Origin of the sequence: Streptomyces sp. AHA2 (genome assembly GCF_036857595.1) — a bacterium.
In the GTDB taxonomy this organism is placed as follows: domain Bacteria; phylum Actinomycetota; class Actinomycetes; order Streptomycetales; family Streptomycetaceae; genus Streptomyces.
On record NZ_JAUQWJ010000009.1, the window covers coordinates 39,062 to 56,917 of the forward strand.

General features: G+C 73.9%; 18 protein-coding genes, 7 tRNA genes and 1 pseudogene. 11 read left to right on the forward strand and 15 right to left on the reverse strand.

Translation table 11 applies throughout. The features are described from left to right. Positions 1-18: 18 nt before the first annotated feature. Entirely contained in the window at positions 19-585 is a 567-nt protein-coding gene (locus Q5694_RS19585) for a DUF4365 domain-containing protein (protein ID WP_333934468.1), read from the reverse strand. A gap of 169 nt (positions 586-754) precedes the next feature. Between Q5694_RS19585 and Q5694_RS19590 the strand changes: the two genes are divergently transcribed. After that, positions 755-1,483, forward strand: coding sequence for a 3'-5' exonuclease (locus Q5694_RS19590; protein ID WP_333934469.1), 729 nt, complete (start codon positions 755-757; stop codon positions 1,481-1,483). A gap of 89 nt (positions 1,484-1,572) precedes the next feature. On the opposite strand, the gene Q5694_RS19595 is transcribed toward Q5694_RS19590, so the two are convergent. Further along, positions 1,573-1,644 (reverse strand) — tRNA-Val (locus Q5694_RS19595). 39 nt (positions 1,645-1,683) lie between these two features. Then, entirely contained in the window at positions 1,684-2,130 is a 447-nt protein-coding gene (locus Q5694_RS19600) for an SRPBCC family protein (RefSeq protein ID WP_333934470.1), read from the reverse strand. Positions 2,131-2,228: 98 nt separating this feature from the next. Here Q5694_RS19600 and Q5694_RS19605 point away from each other — a divergent pair, with 98 nt between their 5' ends. Continuing rightward, positions 2,229-4,613 (forward strand): SCO7613 C-terminal domain-containing membrane protein, encoded by a 2,385-nt coding sequence (locus Q5694_RS19605; protein ID WP_333934471.1) that lies wholly within the window; start codon positions 2,229-2,231, stop codon positions 4,611-4,613. 848 nt (positions 4,614-5,461) lie between these two features. Here Q5694_RS19605 and Q5694_RS19610 read toward each other — a convergent pair. Both Q5694_RS19610 and Q5694_RS19615 read right to left on the reverse strand, forming a co-directional pair. Then, positions 5,462-5,533: transfer RNA gene (locus tag Q5694_RS19610), tRNA-Val, on the reverse strand. Positions 5,534-5,600: 67 nt separating this feature from the next. Then, positions 5,601-6,059, reverse strand: a complete 459-nt coding sequence (locus tag Q5694_RS19615) for a TIGR02611 family protein (protein WP_333934472.1) — start codon at positions 6,057-6,059, stop codon at positions 5,601-5,603. A 191-nt stretch (positions 6,060-6,250) separates the two neighbouring features. Here Q5694_RS19615 and Q5694_RS19620 point away from each other — a divergent pair, with 191 nt between their 5' ends. Further along, positions 6,251-6,664: an SsgA family sporulation/cell division regulator gene (locus Q5694_RS19620; RefSeq protein WP_004002642.1), complete on the forward strand. Its 414-nt coding sequence runs from the start codon at positions 6,251-6,253 to the stop codon at positions 6,662-6,664. Positions 6,665-6,946: 282 nt separating this feature from the next. Beyond that, positions 6,947-7,504: a CGNR zinc finger domain-containing protein gene (locus tag Q5694_RS19625; protein ID WP_333934475.1), complete on the forward strand. Its 558-nt coding sequence runs from the start codon at positions 6,947-6,949 to the stop codon at positions 7,502-7,504. Positions 7,505-7,578: 74 nt separating this feature from the next. Here Q5694_RS19625 and Q5694_RS19630 read toward each other — a convergent pair whose 3' ends face one another. Together Q5694_RS19630 and Q5694_RS19635 are read right to left on the reverse strand one after the other, a co-directional pair. Continuing rightward, the gene (locus Q5694_RS19630; RefSeq protein ID WP_333934723.1) at positions 7,579-7,944 is read right to left on the reverse strand and encodes a hypothetical protein; all 366 of its coding nucleotides are present in this window, start codon (positions 7,942-7,944) and stop codon (positions 7,579-7,581) included. A gap of 149 nt (positions 7,945-8,093) precedes the next feature. Next, positions 8,094-8,534: a hypothetical protein gene (locus Q5694_RS19635; protein ID WP_333934476.1), complete on the reverse strand. Its 441-nt coding sequence runs from the start codon at positions 8,532-8,534 to the stop codon at positions 8,094-8,096. Between the two features lie 188 nt (positions 8,535-8,722). Here Q5694_RS19635 and Q5694_RS19640 point away from each other — a divergent pair, with 188 nt between their 5' ends. Then, the gene (locus Q5694_RS19640; RefSeq protein WP_333934477.1) at positions 8,723-9,232 is read left to right on the forward strand and encodes a DsbA family protein; all 510 of its coding nucleotides are present in this window, start codon (positions 8,723-8,725) and stop codon (positions 9,230-9,232) included. A gap of 34 nt (positions 9,233-9,266) precedes the next feature. Here Q5694_RS19640 and Q5694_RS19645 read toward each other — a convergent pair whose 3' ends face one another. The 3 genes from Q5694_RS19645 to Q5694_RS19655 are packed head-to-tail and all read right to left on the reverse strand — an operon-like array spanning position 9,267 to position 12,006. Next, positions 9,267-10,091 carry a GNAT family N-acetyltransferase gene (locus tag Q5694_RS19645; RefSeq protein WP_333934478.1) on the reverse strand — a complete coding sequence of 275 codons (825 nt, stop codon included), beginning with the start codon at positions 10,089-10,091 and terminating at the stop codon, positions 9,267-9,269. A 53-nt stretch (positions 10,092-10,144) separates the two neighbouring features. After that, positions 10,145-10,966, reverse strand: a complete 822-nt coding sequence (locus tag Q5694_RS19650) for an aminotransferase class IV (protein ID WP_333934479.1) — start codon at positions 10,964-10,966, stop codon at positions 10,145-10,147. Next, positions 10,963-12,006, reverse strand: coding sequence for a chorismate-binding protein (locus Q5694_RS19655; RefSeq protein WP_333934480.1), 1,044 nt, complete (start codon positions 12,004-12,006; stop codon positions 10,963-10,965). Before Q5694_RS19655 ends, Q5694_RS19650 begins: the two co-directional genes overlap by 4 nt. 177 nt (positions 12,007-12,183) lie before the next feature. Here Q5694_RS19655 and Q5694_RS19660 point away from each other — a divergent pair. From Q5694_RS19660 to Q5694_RS19680, 5 genes are all read left to right on the forward strand, one after another. Then, positions 12,184-12,256: transfer RNA gene (locus Q5694_RS19660), tRNA-Gly, on the forward strand. Between the two features lie 37 nt (positions 12,257-12,293). Continuing rightward, positions 12,294-12,367, forward strand: a tRNA-Cys gene (locus Q5694_RS19665). A 1-nt stretch (position 12,368) separates the two neighbouring features. After that, positions 12,369-12,440: transfer RNA gene (locus tag Q5694_RS19670), tRNA-Val, on the forward strand. 22 nt (positions 12,441-12,462) lie between these two features. Then, positions 12,463-12,534: transfer RNA gene (locus tag Q5694_RS19675), tRNA-Val, on the forward strand. Between the two features lie 43 nt (positions 12,535-12,577). Continuing rightward, positions 12,578-12,649, forward strand: a tRNA-Val gene (locus Q5694_RS19680). 54 nt (positions 12,650-12,703) lie between these two features. Here the strand turns inward: Q5694_RS19680 and Q5694_RS19685 are convergent. The 4 genes and pseudogenes from Q5694_RS19685 to Q5694_RS19700 all read right to left on the reverse strand — a co-directional run. Next, positions 12,704-12,985, reverse strand: coding sequence for a TFIIB-type zinc ribbon-containing protein (locus Q5694_RS19685; RefSeq protein WP_333934481.1), 282 nt, complete (start codon positions 12,983-12,985; stop codon positions 12,704-12,706). Positions 12,986-13,064: 79 nt separating this feature from the next. Further along, positions 13,065-14,006 (reverse strand): phosphotransferase family protein, encoded by a 942-nt coding sequence (locus tag Q5694_RS19690; RefSeq protein ID WP_333934482.1) that lies wholly within the window; start codon positions 14,004-14,006, stop codon positions 13,065-13,067. A gap of 447 nt (positions 14,007-14,453) precedes the next feature. Beyond that, positions 14,454-14,660: a hypothetical protein gene (locus Q5694_RS19695; RefSeq protein WP_333934483.1), complete on the reverse strand. Its 207-nt coding sequence runs from the start codon at positions 14,658-14,660 to the stop codon at positions 14,454-14,456. 204 nt (positions 14,661-14,864) lie between these two features. Next, a pseudogene (locus Q5694_RS19700) lies at positions 14,865-15,208 on the reverse strand (hypothetical protein); the annotation flags it as partial. A 156-nt stretch (positions 15,209-15,364) separates the two neighbouring features. Between Q5694_RS19700 and Q5694_RS19705 the strand changes: the two are divergent. Further along, positions 15,365-16,816, forward strand: coding sequence for a serine/threonine-protein kinase (locus Q5694_RS19705; protein WP_333934484.1), 1,452 nt, complete (start codon positions 15,365-15,367; stop codon positions 16,814-16,816). 186 nt (positions 16,817-17,002) lie between these two features. Here Q5694_RS19705 and Q5694_RS19710 read toward each other — a convergent pair whose 3' ends face one another. Continuing rightward, complete coding sequence (locus tag Q5694_RS19710) at positions 17,003-17,821, reverse strand: TrmH family RNA methyltransferase (RefSeq protein ID WP_333934485.1); 819 nt, start codon at positions 17,819-17,821, stop codon at positions 17,003-17,005. Between the last annotated feature and the right edge of the window lie 35 nt (positions 17,822-17,856).

Consider the following 17,856-nt stretch of genomic DNA (forward strand, 5'->3'; position numbering starts at 1 on the left):
CATCGGCCGGACGGTGCGTCACGGTCTTCCTCCCGTCCCGACCCGCGTCATGATCTCGCACAGGGCCCGGTCGTCGAAGATGCGCGCGGTCGGTATGCGCACGGTGGTGCGGCGGCGGCCGGTGACCGGGTGGCCCGCGAGGTTGGTCCAGTAGCAGCAGTGCCGCAGGTCGAGCCGGTCGTGCCCGGCGCGCAGCCAGTCCTCGCGCGAGCGCGGCACCAGCATCACGACGAGGATCTTGTGCACGGACACGGGTGTGCGGGCGAGCTTGACCAGGTGGTCGTTGTCGAGCGTGAAGGAGAAGCTGCGGCCCGGCGGGTGGGGCGGCACCTGGTAGGTGGCCTTCAGCTGCACCTTGATCGTGACCTCGTCGTCGACGGTGTGCCCGGGGGCGCTGTGGCTGACGTGCCAGTCGATGCCGTTGTCGGGGAAGGGCTGGGACAGCGAGCAGCCGGCGGCCGCCGCGACGGCGTGCAGATAGCCGACCTGCAGGGTCTCCATGCAGGCGGTGGTGGCGAGAGAGCCGCGGGAGGGAGCCGTGCGCTCGGGCAGCAGCCCGCCCCGTTCGGGCTGCGCTATGGCCATGGCCGAACAGCCTTCCAGAACAGTGGAATCCCCGTCCGGGCCGCTGAACTGCAAGGACCCGTATTCCTGTTGTCTCCTTCCGGCGTACGACGCAAACAGCCCGGGTATCACCGGATCGGGCAGCGGACGGTGCGTCAACTGCCGAGAGGTGACGAGGGGTTGCGGGCGTATGACGACGTGCTGGTACGAGGGGCCGCTGGCCGCCTTCGACACGGAGACGACAGGCGTCGACGTCGAGACCGACCGGATCGTGTCGGCCGCCGTCGTCGTCCAGGACGCGCCGGGCGTCCGGCCGCGGATCAGCCGCTGGCTGGTCAACCCGGGCGTGCCGGTGCCCGCGCAGGCGACGGAGGTGCACGGGCTGACCGAGGAGCACCTGCAGCACAACGGCCGGTGGCCGGCGCCGGTGATGTTCGAGATAGCGGAGGCGCTGGCCGAGCAGGCGCACGTGGGCCGCCCGGTGGTGGTGATGAACGCGCCGTTCGATCTGACCGTGCTGGACCGGGAGTTGCGCCGCCACCGGGCCTCGGCGCTCGGCCGCTGGTTCGAGTCGGCGCCGCTGCTGGTGCTCGACCCGAGGGTGCTCGACAAGCACCTGGACCGCTATCGCAAGGGCCGCCGGACCCTGACCGACCTGTGCGCGCACTACGGCGTGTCCCTGGAGGGCGCGCACGACGCGGCGGCCGACGCCGTGGCGGCGCTGGAGGTCACCCGGGCGGTGGGCCGGCGGTTCGCGTCGCGGCTGGAGCGGCTCGCGCCGGGCGAGCTGCACACGCTGCAGGCGGTGTGGCACGCGGCGCAGGCCCGGGGGCTGCAGGCGTGGTTCGCGCGCAGCGGCGTGGACGAGGCGGTGGACCCGGCGTGGCCGCTGCGTCCGGAGCTGCCGGCGGCGGCCTGAGCATCGCCTCGACGCGCGCGGGACGGGCGAGCGGGACGGGGCGGGGCATGAGAAAGCCGGTCCGTCGGTGACGGACCGGCTGTTTCCGGTGGGCGATACTGGGTTCGAACCAGTGACCTCTTCGGTGTGAACGAAGCGCTCTCCCACTGAGCTAATCGCCCGGGAACGCACTGAACAATACAGGTCCCGGCACGCTTCCTTCAAACCGCTCGCAGGTGCCTGAGCAGTCCGCGCCGCCCGGATCGCATCATCAGCGCGTGATTGGCGCGGAACAGCGGCCGTCCCGGCACGGCGAGCCGCCGCAGCAGCGGCTTGCCGACGCTCACGACCTGGTCGTACCGCGCGAGCGTGCCGTCCCCGTGCGGCCCGACGGTCCAGCGCACCCAGCCCTCGATGTCGCCGGACACCGCGATCTCCAGCACCCCGGCCGACGGTTCGCGCCGCGTCTGCCGCGCCGTGAAGGTCATGTCGTACGGCAGGACGGAGCGGATGCGGAGGACGCCGGTGGTGTCGTCGAGCCGTTCGACCTCCCGGACCTGGCGCCACCAGCGCGGGTAGTCCTCCGGGCGCTGCAGCACCTCGTACACGGCGGCCGGCGGGGCGGGCAGGGGCCACAGGCTGCGGAAGCGGTGATGGTTCCAGTCCATGTCCGCAGTCTGCCCGGGGTGCGCCGGTCCGTGTCTGAGTACGCCCCTGAGTACCGGCACTCATGGCGCGCCGGGTGACCCGGACCACACTGCGAGGCATGACGCACCAACCGCCCCCGGCCGAGGAACTGCGGCTCCTCGACGACGAACTGCGCCGACTGGACGCCCGGCGCGTCCAGTTGCTGACCCGTCGTGCCTGGCTGGTCGCCGCTCTGCAGCAGATGCAGGCGCCCGCCCCGCCGGCGACGCACCCGTCGGCCACCCCACCCCGCCCCGAGACCGCCGCGCCCAGCGTGCAGAACGTGCTCCTGGTGCTCGGCGGGATCCTGCTCACCCTCGCGGCCGCGGTGTTCACCCTGGTCAGCTGGGGCCACATGGGGATCACCGGGCGGGCGACGGTGCTCGGCGCGGTCACGCTCGCCACGCTCTGTGCACCCGTGCCGCTGCTGAAGCGGGGCCTGCGCTCGACGGCGGAGTCGGTGGCGGGCCTCGGCCTCGCCCTGACGGTCCTCGACGCCTACGCGCTGCGCGAGGCGGCGCTCGGCGGCACGGACGGCCCGCTGTACGCGGCGGCCGCCTCGGCGGTGCTCGCGGTGATCTGGGCGGCGTACGGCCTGCTCCCGTCGGTCAACGCCCTGCGCCTGCCCCTCCCCTGCGCCGTGGCGGCGGCCCAGTCGCCGCTGACGCTGTGGGCCCTGGCCGCGGACGCCGGCCCGTACACCGTCACGGCCGCGCTGCTGGTGACGGCCGGGCTGGACGCGGTGGTGGCCCTGCGGGTGGCGGCCGCCGCGGTGCGGATCTGCGCCCTCGTCGGTGCGTACGGCACGGGTGGCTGCGGGACGCTGGCCGCGGGGTGGCTGTCCCTGACCGCGGACGGCCCGGTGACGGCCGTCCGGGCCGGTGTGCTGCTGGTGCTGGCGGCGGCGATCGCGCTGGGCGCGGCCTGGCGGCTCACCGGTCCGGCCGGGTGGCACGCCCTCGGCCTCGCGGCACTGTCCGGGCTGCTCACGGTCGGCGCGCTCGGGGCAGTGGCCCGCACCGGGGTTCCGGCCGCATGGACGGTCCCTGTTCATCTGGCACCGGGCATCGCCCTGTCGGCGGCTTCGCGCGCCGGGGGGTTGCTGCCGCAGACGATCCGGCACGGCCTGGTCTGGGCCTCGGCCGCGGTGCAGGGGCTGGCACTGCTGTGGGTGCTGCCCGTGTCCGCCCTGGTGGTGCTCGGCCCGGCCGGGTGGCTGGGGCGGATCTGGGGCGGTGCGCCCTCGGACGCGCGGGCCGCGGTCGCCGTCGAGGCGCCCTGGCCGTCCGGCGCGGTGACGGCTCCCCTGGTGCTGCTCGCGGTCGCGGCGGTGCTCGCGTGGGCGGTCCGTGCCGAGCAGTGGCATCCGCGCGCCCGGACCGGTGCGCTGGGCCTGCTGTGGGCGGCGGCACTGCTGCTGCCGGCGATCCTCGCGATCCCGTACCTCGCCGGCCTGGCGGTCCTGGCCGTCGTGGCGGCGGCCGCGCTGTGCCTGGCCCGCACCGCGCGCCGCGAAGCGCGGACCACCGCCCTGATCCTCGCGCTGATCACGACCGTCGACCTCACGCTGGCCTCCCTGGCCTCGAGGAACGTGACACTGGTCGTGCTCTCGCTGCTGACCGCGCTGCTCGCGGCCGCCTCGGGGCACGCCCGGCTCACCCCGTTCACGGCCCCGGCCGCCCTGGTGTACGGCACCGCTCTGGCGTCCGCGGCGGGCGCCGCGGCGGACTGGCCGCCGGCCCGCACCGCCCTGCTGGTCCTGCTCGTCCCCGCGGTGGCCGCCGTGCTCGCGCCGCGTCTCGGCGGGTCCCGCGCGACGGTGCCGGTCGAGGCCGCGGGGGCCGCCGCCGCGCTGCTCGCCGCGGGCCTCGCCGTCACCGACCCGCCCCTGCTCGCCCTCGTGCTGGCCCTGTGCGCGGTGATCGCCGCGGGCACCGCGCTGCGCCCGGACCGCCGTCCCGTGGGCTACGCGGCCACGGCCCTGTTCGTGCTCGCCGCCTGGGTGCGCCTGGCCGCCTGGCAGGTCGACACGCCCGAGGCGTACACGCTCCCGGTGACGGTCCCCGCCCTGCTGATCGGGGCGCTGCACCGGCGCCGCGACCCGCTCGCCTCGTCCTGGACCGCGTACGGCCCCGGGCTGGCCGCGACCCTGCTGCCCAGCCTGGCCGCGGCCTGGACCGACCCCCACTGGACGCGCCCGCTGCTGCTCGGGGCGGCGGCCCTGCTCGTCACCCTCCTGGGCGCGCGCCACCACCTCCAGGCACCGCTGGTGCTCGGCGGCGCGGTGCTGGCCCTGGTCACCCTGCACGAACTCGCCCCGTACGTCGTGCAGGTGACCGGCGCCCTGCCCCGCTGGGCACCCCCCGCCCTGGCCGGGCTCCTGCTGCTCGCACTCGGAGCGACGTACGAGCAGCGGCTCCGGGACGTCCGGCGGGTCCGGGACGTGCTGGGGAGGATGAACTAGGGCGCGCACGGGGCACTCGCGGGATCGACCGGACGCCGGACGGCCGCGTCCGGCCTCGCGGGTCGGGGTGGGCGTCATGAAGTGCGCTGTCCCCTTGAGGGATCGGTGCAGCCGGAAGCGGTCGCCGTACACGCCCCGGAAGGGCCGGTTGCCGCCTGTCCCGACGGTGACCGCTTCCCCCGATACGTTCTCCGCGCTTATTCGCGCGGGAAGCCGATCGCATTCCGGACGCCGTCCGGGGGATTTCCGCTGCGCTCCTGCGTGTTGCCCTTTCTCCAGAAGTCGAGACAAGGCCCGGCGTCCGTTTCCGCCTCGATCTCCGGATGCTTCTCAGCGAGGAGCGTGATGGTCTTGTCGATTCTCCGGGCCGTTCCTCCGCATCCCACCGCGGGTAACGGACCGTCACCGTCCAGTCGTGGACGGTGTCTTCACCGCACGGTGACCGGAAGAGGACGGCGAGGCGGGTGCTGCGGACCGGCCGGTCGGAGTCGGCTTTCGGCCGGCGTGCGCCCGGTGCGGGGCGGTGGCGAAAGCACCGGGAACGGGGAGGGGCCCGGGCGAGGGAGAGGGGTGGGGCGACGCGGCGTGATCCGCGGGGGGGCCGGGTGCGGTATCCCGCGGCTCGGCGGCACGAGCGGACCGGCACCTCGTACGGCCTTCGGACGCGTCATTCACTGCCCGGCCCGGGCGGCACTCCCGGCCGGCGGACGTGGCACCCGGTGCCCGGCCGGGGAGTGACCGTGCGGTCGGCTGCCCGGCACCCCGCCCCGAGCAGCCCGGCCGCGCGGATCGGGCCCGTACACGACACCGGCCCACCTGCGCGTTCGCAGGTGGGCCGGTGATCCGGGTGGGCGATACTGGGTTCGAACCAGTGACCTCTTCGGTGTGAACGAAGCGCTCTCCCACTGAGCTAATCGCCCGGACGCAGGAAGAACATTACCCCATGTCAGGGGGTGCCTGTGACCGGCACCGGCACCCCGGCGCGACTCACTGGTCCTTGATCTTCCACGGCATGACGAGACCGAACTTCCACAGGTAGACACCGGCCAGCACGGCCACGATCACCAGCCCGATGCTCGTCAGGATGATGTTCCGGCGGCGCACCTTGGGATCGAGGGCCCGCTGCGCCGCTTCGGTGACCTTCCGCTTGGTCCAGCGGAGCACCAGCTGCGCCCAGACGAACTCCGTCGCCCAGATCGCCATGCCGCCGAAGATCACCACCCAGCCCGGCCCGGGCAGGGGCAGCATGATGATCCCGGCCACGACGACGGCCAGGCCGATGATGAAGACGCCGACCTGCCAGCTCATGTGCAGCACGCGGCGCGCCTTGATGAATTCCGGCGCCCGCGAACCGAGTCCCCGCTCCGGTTCGCTCTCCACCTCGCCGGTCCCCGTCCCGTCCGGTGCCACGGCCACCTCGCCCGGCTCGTCACTCCCCGTATTCATACGGACGAACACTACCCGAGCGAATCCGGTCACCGGAATGGACGCACGACGCGAACGATCTCTCGGCCGGAAGAGTTACGTAAAGGCACGCAAAACACTCAGAGGGGTTTACAACGGCACCGTAGGTGGCATGTCGATTTCGCCGACGTGCGAATCCCCGAGCGCACACTGAGCGAAAGGCCCTGGCGCTTATGAACACCACGGTCAGCTGCGAGCTGCACCTGCGCCTCGTTGTGTCGAGCGAGTCCTCCCTGCCTGTCCCCGCAGGCCTGCGGTACGACACGGCCGACCCCTACGCCGTGCACGCCACCTTCCACACCGGAGCCGAGGAGACCGTCGAGTGGGTGTTCGCCCGCGACCTCCTCGCCGAGGGACTTCACCGCCCCACCGGCACCGGCGACGTCCGCGTCTGGCCGTCGCGCAGTCACGGTCAGGGCGTCGTGTGCATCGCCCTGAGCTCACCGGAGGGCGAAGCCCTGCTCGAGGCCCCGGCGCGGGCCCTGGAGTCCTTCCTGAAGCGCACAGACGCCGCCGTGCCGCCCGGCACGGAGCACCGGCACTTCGATCTCGATCAGGAGCTCTCGCACATCCTGGCGGAGAGCTAGGCCGAGGCCCCACAAGCCGCCCGGCGCCGTCGACTCGGGGAGACGGCTCGGGCCCGGACAACCGCATACAGGTCACACCGGCGCCGGCTCCGCGGCTCACGCGGGGCGGCGCCGGTGTGCGTGTGGGCGGGGCCCCGGCGGGTGGTCGGGAACCAGGGCGGGCCCGGCGGCGTTGTAATCGAAGCCATGTGCGGGCAGGAGAGCGGACCGGCCGCGGTCGAGCCGTTACCATCGGCCAGCATCGGCGGGCGCCCGCCCGACCCTCAGGCCAGGGAGCGAATCGTGCTGATCACCCACGACACCCGGTGCGCCCTCGACACCGTGGTCGATCTGGTGAACACCGCACCGGACGAGGACACGGCGGAAGGACTGCCGGACGTGGCGGCCCTCGCGGACTTCGTACGGAACCACGAGATCAGCGACGTCGGGGTGCTCTCGGAGTTCGACCTCTCCGCGGTGCGCAAGATCCGCGGGCGGTTCGCCGCGGTCTTCGCCGCACCGGACGCCCGGGCCGCCGTCGTGCTGATCAACGAACTGGTCGCGGCCGCAGGCACCACGCCACGTCTCACCGACCACGACGGCTACGACTGGCACGTCCACTACTTCGCCCCCGGCGCCTCCGTGGCCGACCACCTGGCCGCGGACTGCGGGATGGCTCTGGCGTTCTTCGTGGTCGCCGGGGAGCAGGAGCGGCTGCGGCGCTGCGAGGCGCCGGACTGCCGGCGCGCCTTCGTCGACCTGTCCCGCAACCGCTCCCGGCGCTACTGCGACAGCCGGACCTGCGGCAACCGGCTGCACGTGGCCGCGTACCGGGCGCGCCGCAAGGAGGCGGCGGGCTGAGGGGTGGGTGCCGGGACCGGGACCGGCGTGGTGTCGCGGCCCCGGCGGGTGACGCCGGGTACCGCGGACGAGGCTCACAGCAGCAGCAGATCGTGCAGCGAGGCCATGAGCAGCAGCGTCCCGATCACCGCGAGGAAGATCATCAGCGGTGGCTGGGACAGGGCGAAGAGGCAGCCGCGCGGCTCGTCCCGCGGGGGACGCCGCTCCTCCGGCGAGGCGGGTGCCCCGTCCCGTGAGGGAAGCCGCTCGTCGAGGAAGGCGGGAGCCTCGCTCCCTGGGGAGAACCGCTCGTCGAGGAAGGCGGGAGCCTCGCTCCCTGGGGAGAACCGCTCGTCGAGGAAAGCGGGAGCCTCGCCCCCTGGGGAGAACCGCTCGTCGAGGAAGGCGGGAGCCGCGTCCTGCGGCGGCGCGGGGTCGCTCTGTTGCGTCGTGTCCAGCATCTCGCGGCGATGATGACGCAGTCACCCGGCCGGACGCGATCGACGGCCTGCTTGCGTGCGGGGATGCGCCGAAACCGCGAGGTCCGGGTCGCCTTGTGATCACTTCCGCGCACCCGGGGACGAACTGTGACGCATCGACCCGGCCCGCGTCAGATGCCGTGCTTCTTGAGGATCGCCTCGATGTCGCTGAAGTCGTCGTCGCCCCGGGGTGCGGCGGCGGGCCGGGAGGCCGGGCGCGAGCCCTGGCCCAGGGAGGGCGCGGAGGCCGCCGGGGCCACCGCACCGGGCTGCTCCGCCGCGCGGGCCGCGGCCCTGCGCTCCTTGCGCGTACCGCCCCGGCGGCGCTCGACGAACCGGGTCGTCACCAACAGCACCCATGCCAGGCCCAGCAGCCCGAAGCCGGCCCAGGCGGCCGGACTGAACGCCGTGTCCGCCAGCCATTCGACGATCCCGGTCATGACCAGGCCGATCGGCACCAGCGAGTAGGCGGCGATGCGGGCCGCAGCGAGGAAACGCTTGCGGTACGCCGTCACCGCGGCGATGCCCAGGCCGGCCGCGGACACGGCGGAGCAGACGGTCTCGGCAATCATCCGGGGGCCTCCAGGCGTGCGCGGTCCGGCGGGCGGTTCGTCCCTTCCATCCTGCACCCGGCGCACCCCGCGGGGCCATGCCCCCGGCCCACATCAGGGACTTCTCCGGGTCGCCTCCTCCGCAGGTGCCGGTGCCCCGCCGCCTGCCCCGCACCACCGCAGGACGCGGCGGCTGGGAGACTGTCCGTATGAGTGACTCCCCCGCCCCCGTTCTCGAGGTCTGGTGCGACCTGCAGTGCTCCGACTGCCGCACGGCGCTGGACGACCTGCGTGCCCTGCGCGCCCGCTACGGCGACCGGCTGGAGCTGCGGCTGCGGCACTTCCCGCTGGAGAAGCACAAGCACGCCTTCGCCGCCGCCCAGGCCGCCGAGGAGGCGTGGGAGCAGGGCCAGGGCTGGCCCTACGCCGAAGCCCTGCTGAGCCGCGTCGAGGAGCTGGGGCGGGCGGGCGAGCCGTTCCTGGTCGAACTGGCCCGCGAACTGGGCCTGGACGCCGAGGAGTTCGACACCGCGCTGATCGACGGCCGGCACATCCTGGCCGTGGACGCCGACCAGGCCGAGGGCAAGGCGATCGGTGTGACCGGCACGCCGACCTACGTCATCGGCGGCGAGCGGCTCGACGGCGGCAAGAGCCAGGAGGGGCTGCGCGAGCGGATCGAGGGGATCGCCGACCGGCTGCTGGCCGGCGGGCAGGGCTGAGCCCCGTACCGCTCCGCACGCCGGCCCCGGGCGGTCAGAGCAGCGGCTTGTACATGGCGTACAGCGTCGTCCCGTAGCCGAGGGAGTCGTAGAGGCGTTCGGCCGGGGTGTTGCCCGCGAAGACGTTGAGGCCGAGGGTGCGTCTGCCCTCGGCGATCGTCTGGGCCTCGGCGAGCAGCAGCAGGGTGCGGCCGTGTCCCCGGCCCCGGTGGGCGGGGTCCGTCTCGACGTCGAAGACGAAGGCGCTGTCCTCGCGCACCGCCAGCCACAGCGTGCCCACCGGTGTGCCCAGGTGCTCGACGACGCTGATCAGCATGCCGGGCGTGGCGAGCCCCCGGGGCAGGAGGTCGGCGTGGTCGCGTTCCGACTTGGCCCGGGCCTCGGCCTCCGGGACGCCCCGCTCGGCCCAGCTGCGGGCGTAGTCCACCTTGCCCTTCTCCAGCCAGGGCCCGAACTCCGCCTCCGTCATGGGCCGGGCTCGGCTGCCCTCGGGCAGCGCGGGCGGGGTGTCGCCGAGCCGCTTCTCCATGCCGCGGTTGCGCACCACGTAGCCGAGCGCGGTCGCGAGCCGGAACCCGGCCTCGGAGTCGGCCGGCACCGAGACCTCGATGCGCCGGCACCCCCAGCCGCGCGCCACCTCCTCGGCGGCGAGGGCGGCCACCGTGCCCCGGCCCCGGCCCCGGTCCGGCTCGTCGATCTGCAGGCGCGTGATCCGGGCCACCGCGTCGCCGAACACGGGATGCGTGCCGAGGTCCATCGCGCCCACGGGACGACTGTTGACGCACACCTGGTAACGGCGTGAGCGCGTCCCGTCGTCGTTTCGCTGAAGCGGCTCGGTCGGCCGCAGGGTCGTGGTCATCACCGGTGTTCTACCCGCAACCGCGGCCCTGGTCAGCCGAATATCGCGGGCCGTCAGGGGTCGAGGTCGTCCCCGGAGCGCTCCTCGAAGACCCGCATGGCCTTGGCGGTCACCGGGCCCGGGGCGCCGGGCAGCTCCCGGCCGTCGACCCGGTGCACGGCCTGCACGTCGCGCAGGGTGGAGGTCAGGAAGATCTCGTCGGCCCGCTCCAGGACGTCCAGCGGCAGGTCGGTCTCCCGTGCGCCGGTCCACTCGATCGCCAGGGCGCGTGTGATGCCCGCGAGGCACCCGGAGGCGAGCGGCGGCGTGTGGATCTCGCCGTCCAGGACGACGAAGACGTTCGAGCCGGTGCCCTCGCACAGCTGCCCCACGGTGTTGCCGAACAGCGCCTCGGAGGCGCCCTGTTCGCGGGCGCGGGCGAGAGCGACGACGTTCTCGGCGTACGAGGTGGTCTTCAGGCCGGTCAGCGCGCCGCGTTCGTTGCGGGTCCAGGGGACGGTGATCACGGCGGTGGAGTCGGGCCGGCGGGTGGTCTCGCCGAGGGCGACGACGAGGGTGGGACCGTGGTCGCCGCGGTCGGAGCCGAGCGGTCCGTGACCGCCGGTGTAGGTGATGCGCAGGCGGCCGAGCGGGACCGGGACGGCCTCCAGGACGGCGGCGCAGGCGCGGCGGACCTCGTCCAGGTCCGGGTCGGGCAGGCCGAGGCCGCGGGCGGAGCGGGTGAGCCGGTCCAGGTGCCGGGTGAGGGCGAACGCCCGGCCGTCCACGGCCTTCACCGTCTCGAAGATGCCGTCGCCCACGGTCAGCCCGTGGTCGAAGACGGACACGCGGGCGGACTCGATGTCCTGCAGCCCGCCGTCGAGCCAGATCTTCACGTCAGGTCCTCTCCACTCACCTCGTACGTTCCCGACGCTATCGCGAGCAGCCGGGAGGCCTTCAGCTCGGTCTCGCGCCACTCACCCTCGGGATCGGAGCCCCAGGTGATCCCCGCGCCGGTGCCGAAGCGCAGCATGCCCCCGGCCCGGTCGATCCAGAAGGTGCGGATGCCGACGGCCAGCTCACCGGTGCCCCGGTCGGCGTCGACCCAGCCGATGCCCCCGCAGTACGGCCCCCGGGGCGCCGTCTCCAGGGCGTCGATGATCCGCAGCGCGCTGGACTTGGGCGCGCCGGTGACCGAGCCGGGCGGGAAGGCGGCACCGAGCAGTTCGGCCCAGCCGGCCCCCTCGCGCAGTTCCCCCCGGACCGTGGACACGAGGTGGACCAGTCCGGGGTGCTTCTCCACGGCGCACAGGTCGGGCACGGTCACCGTGCCCGTGGCGCACACCCGCCCGATGTCGTTGCGGACGAGGTCCACGATCATCACGTTCTCGGCGTAGTCCTTCTCCAGGAGGTCCGCCTCGGTGCGGCCGGTGCCCTTGATCGGCCCGGACTCGACGGTCCGCCCGTCGCGCCGCAGGAAGAGCTCGGGGGACGCGGTGGCGATCTCCACCCCGTGCCCGGGCAGGCGGATCGTTCCTGCGTAGGGGGCCGGGTTGCCTCGCGCCAGCAGGGCCGCGAGGGCGTCGACGTCGGCACCGGGCGGGACGGGCGCGGACAGCACCCGGCACAGGTTCGCCTGGTAGACCTCGCCGGCCGCGATGTGCTCCCGGATGCGCCGCACCGCCGCGGTGTACGCGGCGCGGTCGAGCGAGGACACCCAGTCACCGGCCGCCGGGCCCCGCCACGCGCCGGGCGCGGGCGGCGGCACCTCCGCCGTCCGTACGTCGCGGAAGCGGGCGCAGGTCAGACGGCCCTCGAAGTCGGCGCAGACCGCCCAGAAGCCGCTGGATTCCAGCGCTTCGGGGTCGTCGGTGACGTCGAGGAGCCCGGTGGCGACGCGGTCGCCGAAGCGGGCGAGGGGAGCGAGGTCGAGCACGCGTCGAGTCTATGGCGGGTGTCCCGCGGGTGACCGGGGGACGTCCCCTGTGGGGTCCTCGCGACGTCCCTGAGCAGGGCAGGTGCAGCACGCTGCGCAAACGCGTTTTTGTCCTGGCACCGGAATCCGCTAGAGTTCAACACGTCGCCGGGCCGCGAGAGCGGACCGAAACGACAGGCGGACGTAGCTCAGTTGGTAGAGCGCAACCTTGCCAAGGTTGAGGTCGCGAGTTCGAACCTCGTCGTCCGCTCGAAGGAAGAGGGGGCTTACCGGCCCCCTGCACTCCTGGTGGAGTGGCCGAGAGGCGAGGCAACGGCCTGCAAAGCCGTCTACACGGGTTCAAATCCCGTCTCCACCTCCAAGGACGATTAGCTCAGCGGGAGAGCGCTTCCCTGACACGGAAGAGGTCACTGGTTCAATCCCAGTATCGTCCACTGGATCTTCCAGATCCGTCCCGCGCGATTAGCTCAGCGGGAGAGCGCTTCCCTGACACGGAAGAGGTCACTGGTTCAATCCCAGTATCGCGCACGCAGTGCCCATGGTCCGCTGCGCACAGTGGCCATGGTCCCGAGGACGATTAGCTCAGCGGGAGAGCGCTTCCCTGACACGGAAGAGGTCACTGGTTCAATCCCAGTATCGTCCACACCACCCGGGAGCCCCCGGCCGTTCGCGGCCGGGGGCTCCCGTCGTTCACGGCTCAGGACGAGAACAGCATGTGCCCGAAGCTCTTGTGGCGGTGGTGACCGTGGTGGCCGTGGCCGCCGTGCGGGGCGCCCCAGGCGGGGGCCGGAGCGGCCGGGTAGGCCTGCGGGGCGGGCGGGGGCGGCGGGCCCGGCTGGGACCACTGGGCCTCCAGACGCGTCAGCGACTCCAGCTCGCCGTAGTCGAGGAAGATCCCGCGGCAGCCGCTGCACTGCTCGATCTGGACACCGTTGCGGTTGTACGTGTGCATCGGTGCGTGGCACTTCGGACACTGCATGGTCGTTCAACTCCTCGCCGGTCGGTCCTGCTTCACATCTCGCCAGGACAGACTCCGTCCCGCGGTGGTCGGTTGCACCCTACGCCCGGTTCACCTGCGTCAACTGCGGCGGGACGGTCGCCATTCGGTCACAGGCGTCCACGACGGACCGTTCCACCTCGTCCAGGTCGCGGCCCGCGGCGGCCGACTTCACCACGGCCCGGGCCGCGGTCTGCACGGTCAGGGCCCGGGCGCAGACGTCCAGTGCGGGCCAGGGGTCGCCCTCGGCGGGCACGGCCGGGCCGCCGGAGCGCCGGTAGGCGTCGAGGAACCGGGTCCACTCGCCGGCCGGGAGCAGACCGCAGGCGTACCAGGCGGCCGGGCGGGCCAGGTCCCAGGCCGGGACGCCCACACCGACGTCGTCCACGTCGATCAGCAGCCAGGGGCCGCCGGGGCCGGGGTGGCGGACGAGCTGGCCGAGGTGGAGGTCGCCGTGGCACAGGGTGCCGGGGCCGGGCATCGGCGCCTCGGCCCGGACCCAGGGCGGCAGGGTGTCCCAGGCCCGCAGGACGGCGTCGGCCGCGGGGCCGGGTCCCGTCCGACGGAGCCGGGCCACGGCCGCAGCGGCCTTGGCGGGGCCGCGCATCGGCGGCAGCCCGTCGGGGACCGGGGCGCGGTGGAGGCGGGCCAGCAGCACGGCGGCGTCTTCCCAGGGCGCGGCGTCGGGATCGGCCGGATCCACCGGCGCTCCGTACGGCCAGAACGTCACGAGGCGGTCGTGCAGGCCGAGGGGGGCCGGGATGAGCGGGGGCAGGAAGATTTCGGGGTGGCTCAGGGCCACGGCGAGGCGGCCGGCCAGCCCGGCCGGGTGGGCGTCCGGGGCGTGGGCCTTGGCGACGGTGTCCGCGTGCCGTACGACGAGACCGTCGGGCCGGTCGGCCAGCGTGGCCGCGCCGCAGGGACACACCGCGGAGCGGGCGTGCGCGGCGGCCCGGACCTCGGCACGGAGCGCCGCCGCGAGCGAGCCGGGGTCGGGCGTCACGATGCTCCCTGCTGCCTGGGTGGTGGTGATCCGAAGTGAGGTTACGCGGGGATCGGGGGCGGGGGGCAGGCAGCGACGCTCACGTGCCTCACGGCATCGGAGGGGGTGGGTTCGCGGCGCGTGTGGGGGTGGGACCGGCCGTGATGGGCTGGGCTGGTGGTCTGCCGGTTCTCGCGTCTCGGCCGGGGCCGCGGTTCACAGGACTGGTGGAGCGGCGGGGCCAGACCGTGGGGGCCCGGCGTGCAGGCGGCTCCGTCTCGGCGTGCGGACGGGCTCGCCGGGCGGTGCGCAGGGAATCGGCCGGTCCTCCGGTGGTTGGGCAGAGCAATGCCGGCGCAGCTCCCCAGCTGCGCCGGCATCTGTGCCGTCCGCCGCACCCCCGTCCCCACGGGGTTTCATGGGTGGATGTCCCCGCCCGGACCGCTCTTCCGGGCCTGGGGTCGCCGCTCAGCGCCCCAGCATCTCACCCACGGACGACGCCTGTGTGGCCACTGTCTCCCACCCGTCGAAGACGAGGAGGAGCAGGACCGCCAGGGGAAGGGCCATCAGCGTCGCCACCACGGGGTGGCGACGGCCCTGGCGTGGACGGAACGCGGCGGCGTACGCCTTGCGTCCCTCCTCGCGGATCAGCGTCCGCGCTGCCGTGTGGGCCATGGTCCTCTCCTGACCGTGTTCCGTTGTCGTCGGCAGCGGCGGGCGTCTGACCTCGGGGGACGAGTGCTGCCACCCGCCGCTTGACCTCAAATCTAGGTTCTGCGCGACGCGCGGGCGTCATGCCCTCGTACCGATTGCCGGGCCTCCCGGAGGATGAGCCGTCACCTGCGACGTACTCCCCTGGGTGGAGACGCGGCCCCGGCTCTCAGGGTCTTCCCCGACGGGACGCCGGAGTCATCCCCCTTTGTCGGCGCTCCCGTCCCCACGGAGCCGGCTGTTCCGCCAGGGTCGGCACCCGGTTGCGTCAACCGCGCGAGACGTACGACGGTGTCCCCCCCCCCCACCGCCCGCACGGCACGCAGGGACCTCCACCGGGTGACTTCGCTCACTTTCCTGCCGCTCCGGCGCACCGCCGCCTCCACCCGGCGGCCCGCCCTACCGGTCACCACCTGGTAGGTGCGGGTCGTGTCCCCGGCGTCCACGACCGCCTCCACCCGGTCACCCTTCGCAGGATCAATCCCCCTCCCGCGACGGGCGGTTGGGATCACTGCGGATTCGAAGTCCGCCTCCTCGCGCCCTCCCTGACCACCTTTCAAGTCTCCCGCCCACCACTGACAATCCATCACCCTGAGAGGGCGCGGCCTCTGCGCGCGGGCGGCCGTGGAAACGTAAGCTGTGGCTCGTCACAGGACCGGGCAGCGGGGATGAACATGGCGATGATGCGCCTGAGGCGCGAGGACCCGCGCGTCGTCGGCTCGTTCAGGCTTCACAGACGGCTCGGCGCGGGTGGGATGGGCGTGGTCTACCTGGGCTCCGACAAGAAGGGGCAACGGGTCGCGCTGAAGGTCATCCGGCCGGATCTGGCGGAGGACCAGGAGTTCCGGTCGCGGTTCGCCCGCGAGGTCTCCGCCGCCCGCCGGATCCGCGGCGGCTGCACGGCCCGGCTCGTGGCGGCCGACCTCGACGCGGACCGCCCCTGGTTCGCCACCCAGTACGTGCCCGGTCCCTCCCTGCACGACAAGGTCGCCGCGGAGGGGCCGCTCGGTGCCGCCGACGTCGCCGCCGTGGGAGCCGCCCTGTCGGAGGGCCTGGTCGCGGTGCACGAGGCCGGCGTGGTGCACCGGGACCTCAAGCCCTCCAACATCCTGCTGTCCCCGAAGGGGCCGCGGATCATCGACTTCGGCATCGCCTGGGCGACCGGCGCCTCGACGCTGACCCACGTCGGCACGGCCGTCGGCTCGCCGGGGTTCCTGGCACCGGAGCAGGTGCGCGGTGCGGCCGTCACCCCGGCCACGGACGTGTTCTCGCTCGGCGCCACGCTCGCCTACGCCTCGATGGGCGACTCGCCCTTCGGGCACGGCAGTTCCGAGGTGATGCTGTACCGCGTCGTGCACGAGGAGCCGCAGCTGCACGGCGTGCCCGACGCCCTGGCCCCGCTGGTCCGGGCCTGCCTGGCGAAGGACCCCGAGGAGCGGCCCAGCACCCTCCAACTGTCGTTGCGGCTCAAGGAGATCGCGGCCCGCGAGTCCCAGGATCCGGCCGGTGTGCGGCCGCCCGCGCCGCGCGGTGCGGACGGTGAGCGGCCCGTGGACACCTACCCGGACCGCGGCCGGGGCAGGCCGGGCCAGCAGGCACCGTCCGGGCCCCAGCGGGGCCGGGGCACTCCCCCGCCGCGCCGCGCGCCCGGGCCGGGCGAGGGTCTGCCGCCGGACGGCCCGGCCTCCCAGGGCGGATCCGGTGTGCGGGGCGGCGCCCGGGGCCAGGGCGGGACGCGCCCGGCGGGCTCGGGTACCCGCGGCAGGACCGCGGGGCGCGGCACGGGCGCCTCGCGCGGTGGCGCCCCGTCGCGGTCCGGGGCGCGGCCGACGCCGACCGGGCGCAACGGCACCCGCTCGGGCACCGGCAGCCGTCCCGGCCCGCACAGCGGCACGGGGCGTCCGGCGCCGAGGAGCACCGGGACCGGTCTGCGCCCGGCCAATCCACGTCTGCTGCGTCAGCGGTTGTTCGTGTTCGTGGTGGTGACCCTGCTGGTCGCGGTCGGCATCGCCCTGGTCCAGGGCTGCCAGGGCCCGGCACGCGGACTCGGCGGGGACGGACCCGGCGTACGGCAGGAGCGGGTGCAGCAGGATCCGGCAGCCCGCGACTTCCGGCCGTAGGGCGGAGCTGCCCTGGGGCCTGTCCGACGATTCCCGCCGTCGCCCGGAGGGCGGCCTCGCGGCGTCAGGTGCGTGCTGTCGGCGTGCCGGGCGTAGAGCGTCGTACGGGATGTACTCGGCTCTGCGCCCGGTGCGGCGAGAGTGCGTGCATGGCGCGCGAGACGGGAGGGAATGGTCAGACAGGCCCTAGGCCGGGGGCCGGCCGGTGGTCACGGCGTAGAAGGCCACGGCCGCGGCCGCCCCGACGTTGAGGGAGTCGACGCCGTGGGACATGGGGATGCGGACCCACTCGTCGGCGGCCGCCAGGGCTCGGGCGGACAGGCCGTCGCCCTCGGCGCCGAGCATGAGCGCCACGCGGTCCAGGGTGTGCGGGGCGGCCTCGTCCAGGGACCGGGCCTTCTCGTCGGGCGTGAGGGCGAGCAGGGTGAAGCCCGCCTCGCGGACCGACTGCAGGTCGCTGGGCCAGGCGTCCAGGCGGGCGTACGGGACGGAGAAGACCGCGCCCATGGACACCTTCACGCTGCGGCGGTAGAGGGGGTCCGCGCAGTCCGGGGAGAGCAGGACCGCGTCCATGCCGAGGGCGGCGGCCGAGCGGAAGATCGCGCCGATGTTGGTGTGGTCGTTGACCGACTCCATGACCACCACGCGGCGGGCGGTGCTCAGCAGGCCGGCCGCCGTGGGCAGCGGCTTGCGCTGCATGGAGGCGAGGGCACCGCGGTGCACGTGGTAGCCGGTGACCTGCTCGGCCAGCGCGGGACTGACGACGTAGACGGGGGCGGGGAGGTCGCCGATCACGTCCCGCATGGCGTCGACCCACTTGGCCGACAGCAGCATCGAGCGCATCGCGTAGCCGGCGTCCCCGGCCCGCCGGATGACCTTCTCGCCCTCGGCGATGAACAGGCCTTCTGCGGGTTCGCGCTTGCGGCGCAGTTCCACGTCGGTCAGGCCGGTGTAGTCGCGCAGGCGCGGGTCGTCCGGGTCCTCGACGGTGATGAGTTCGGCCACAGCGGTGTACTGCCTGTCCTGGAAGGGGTGCGAGG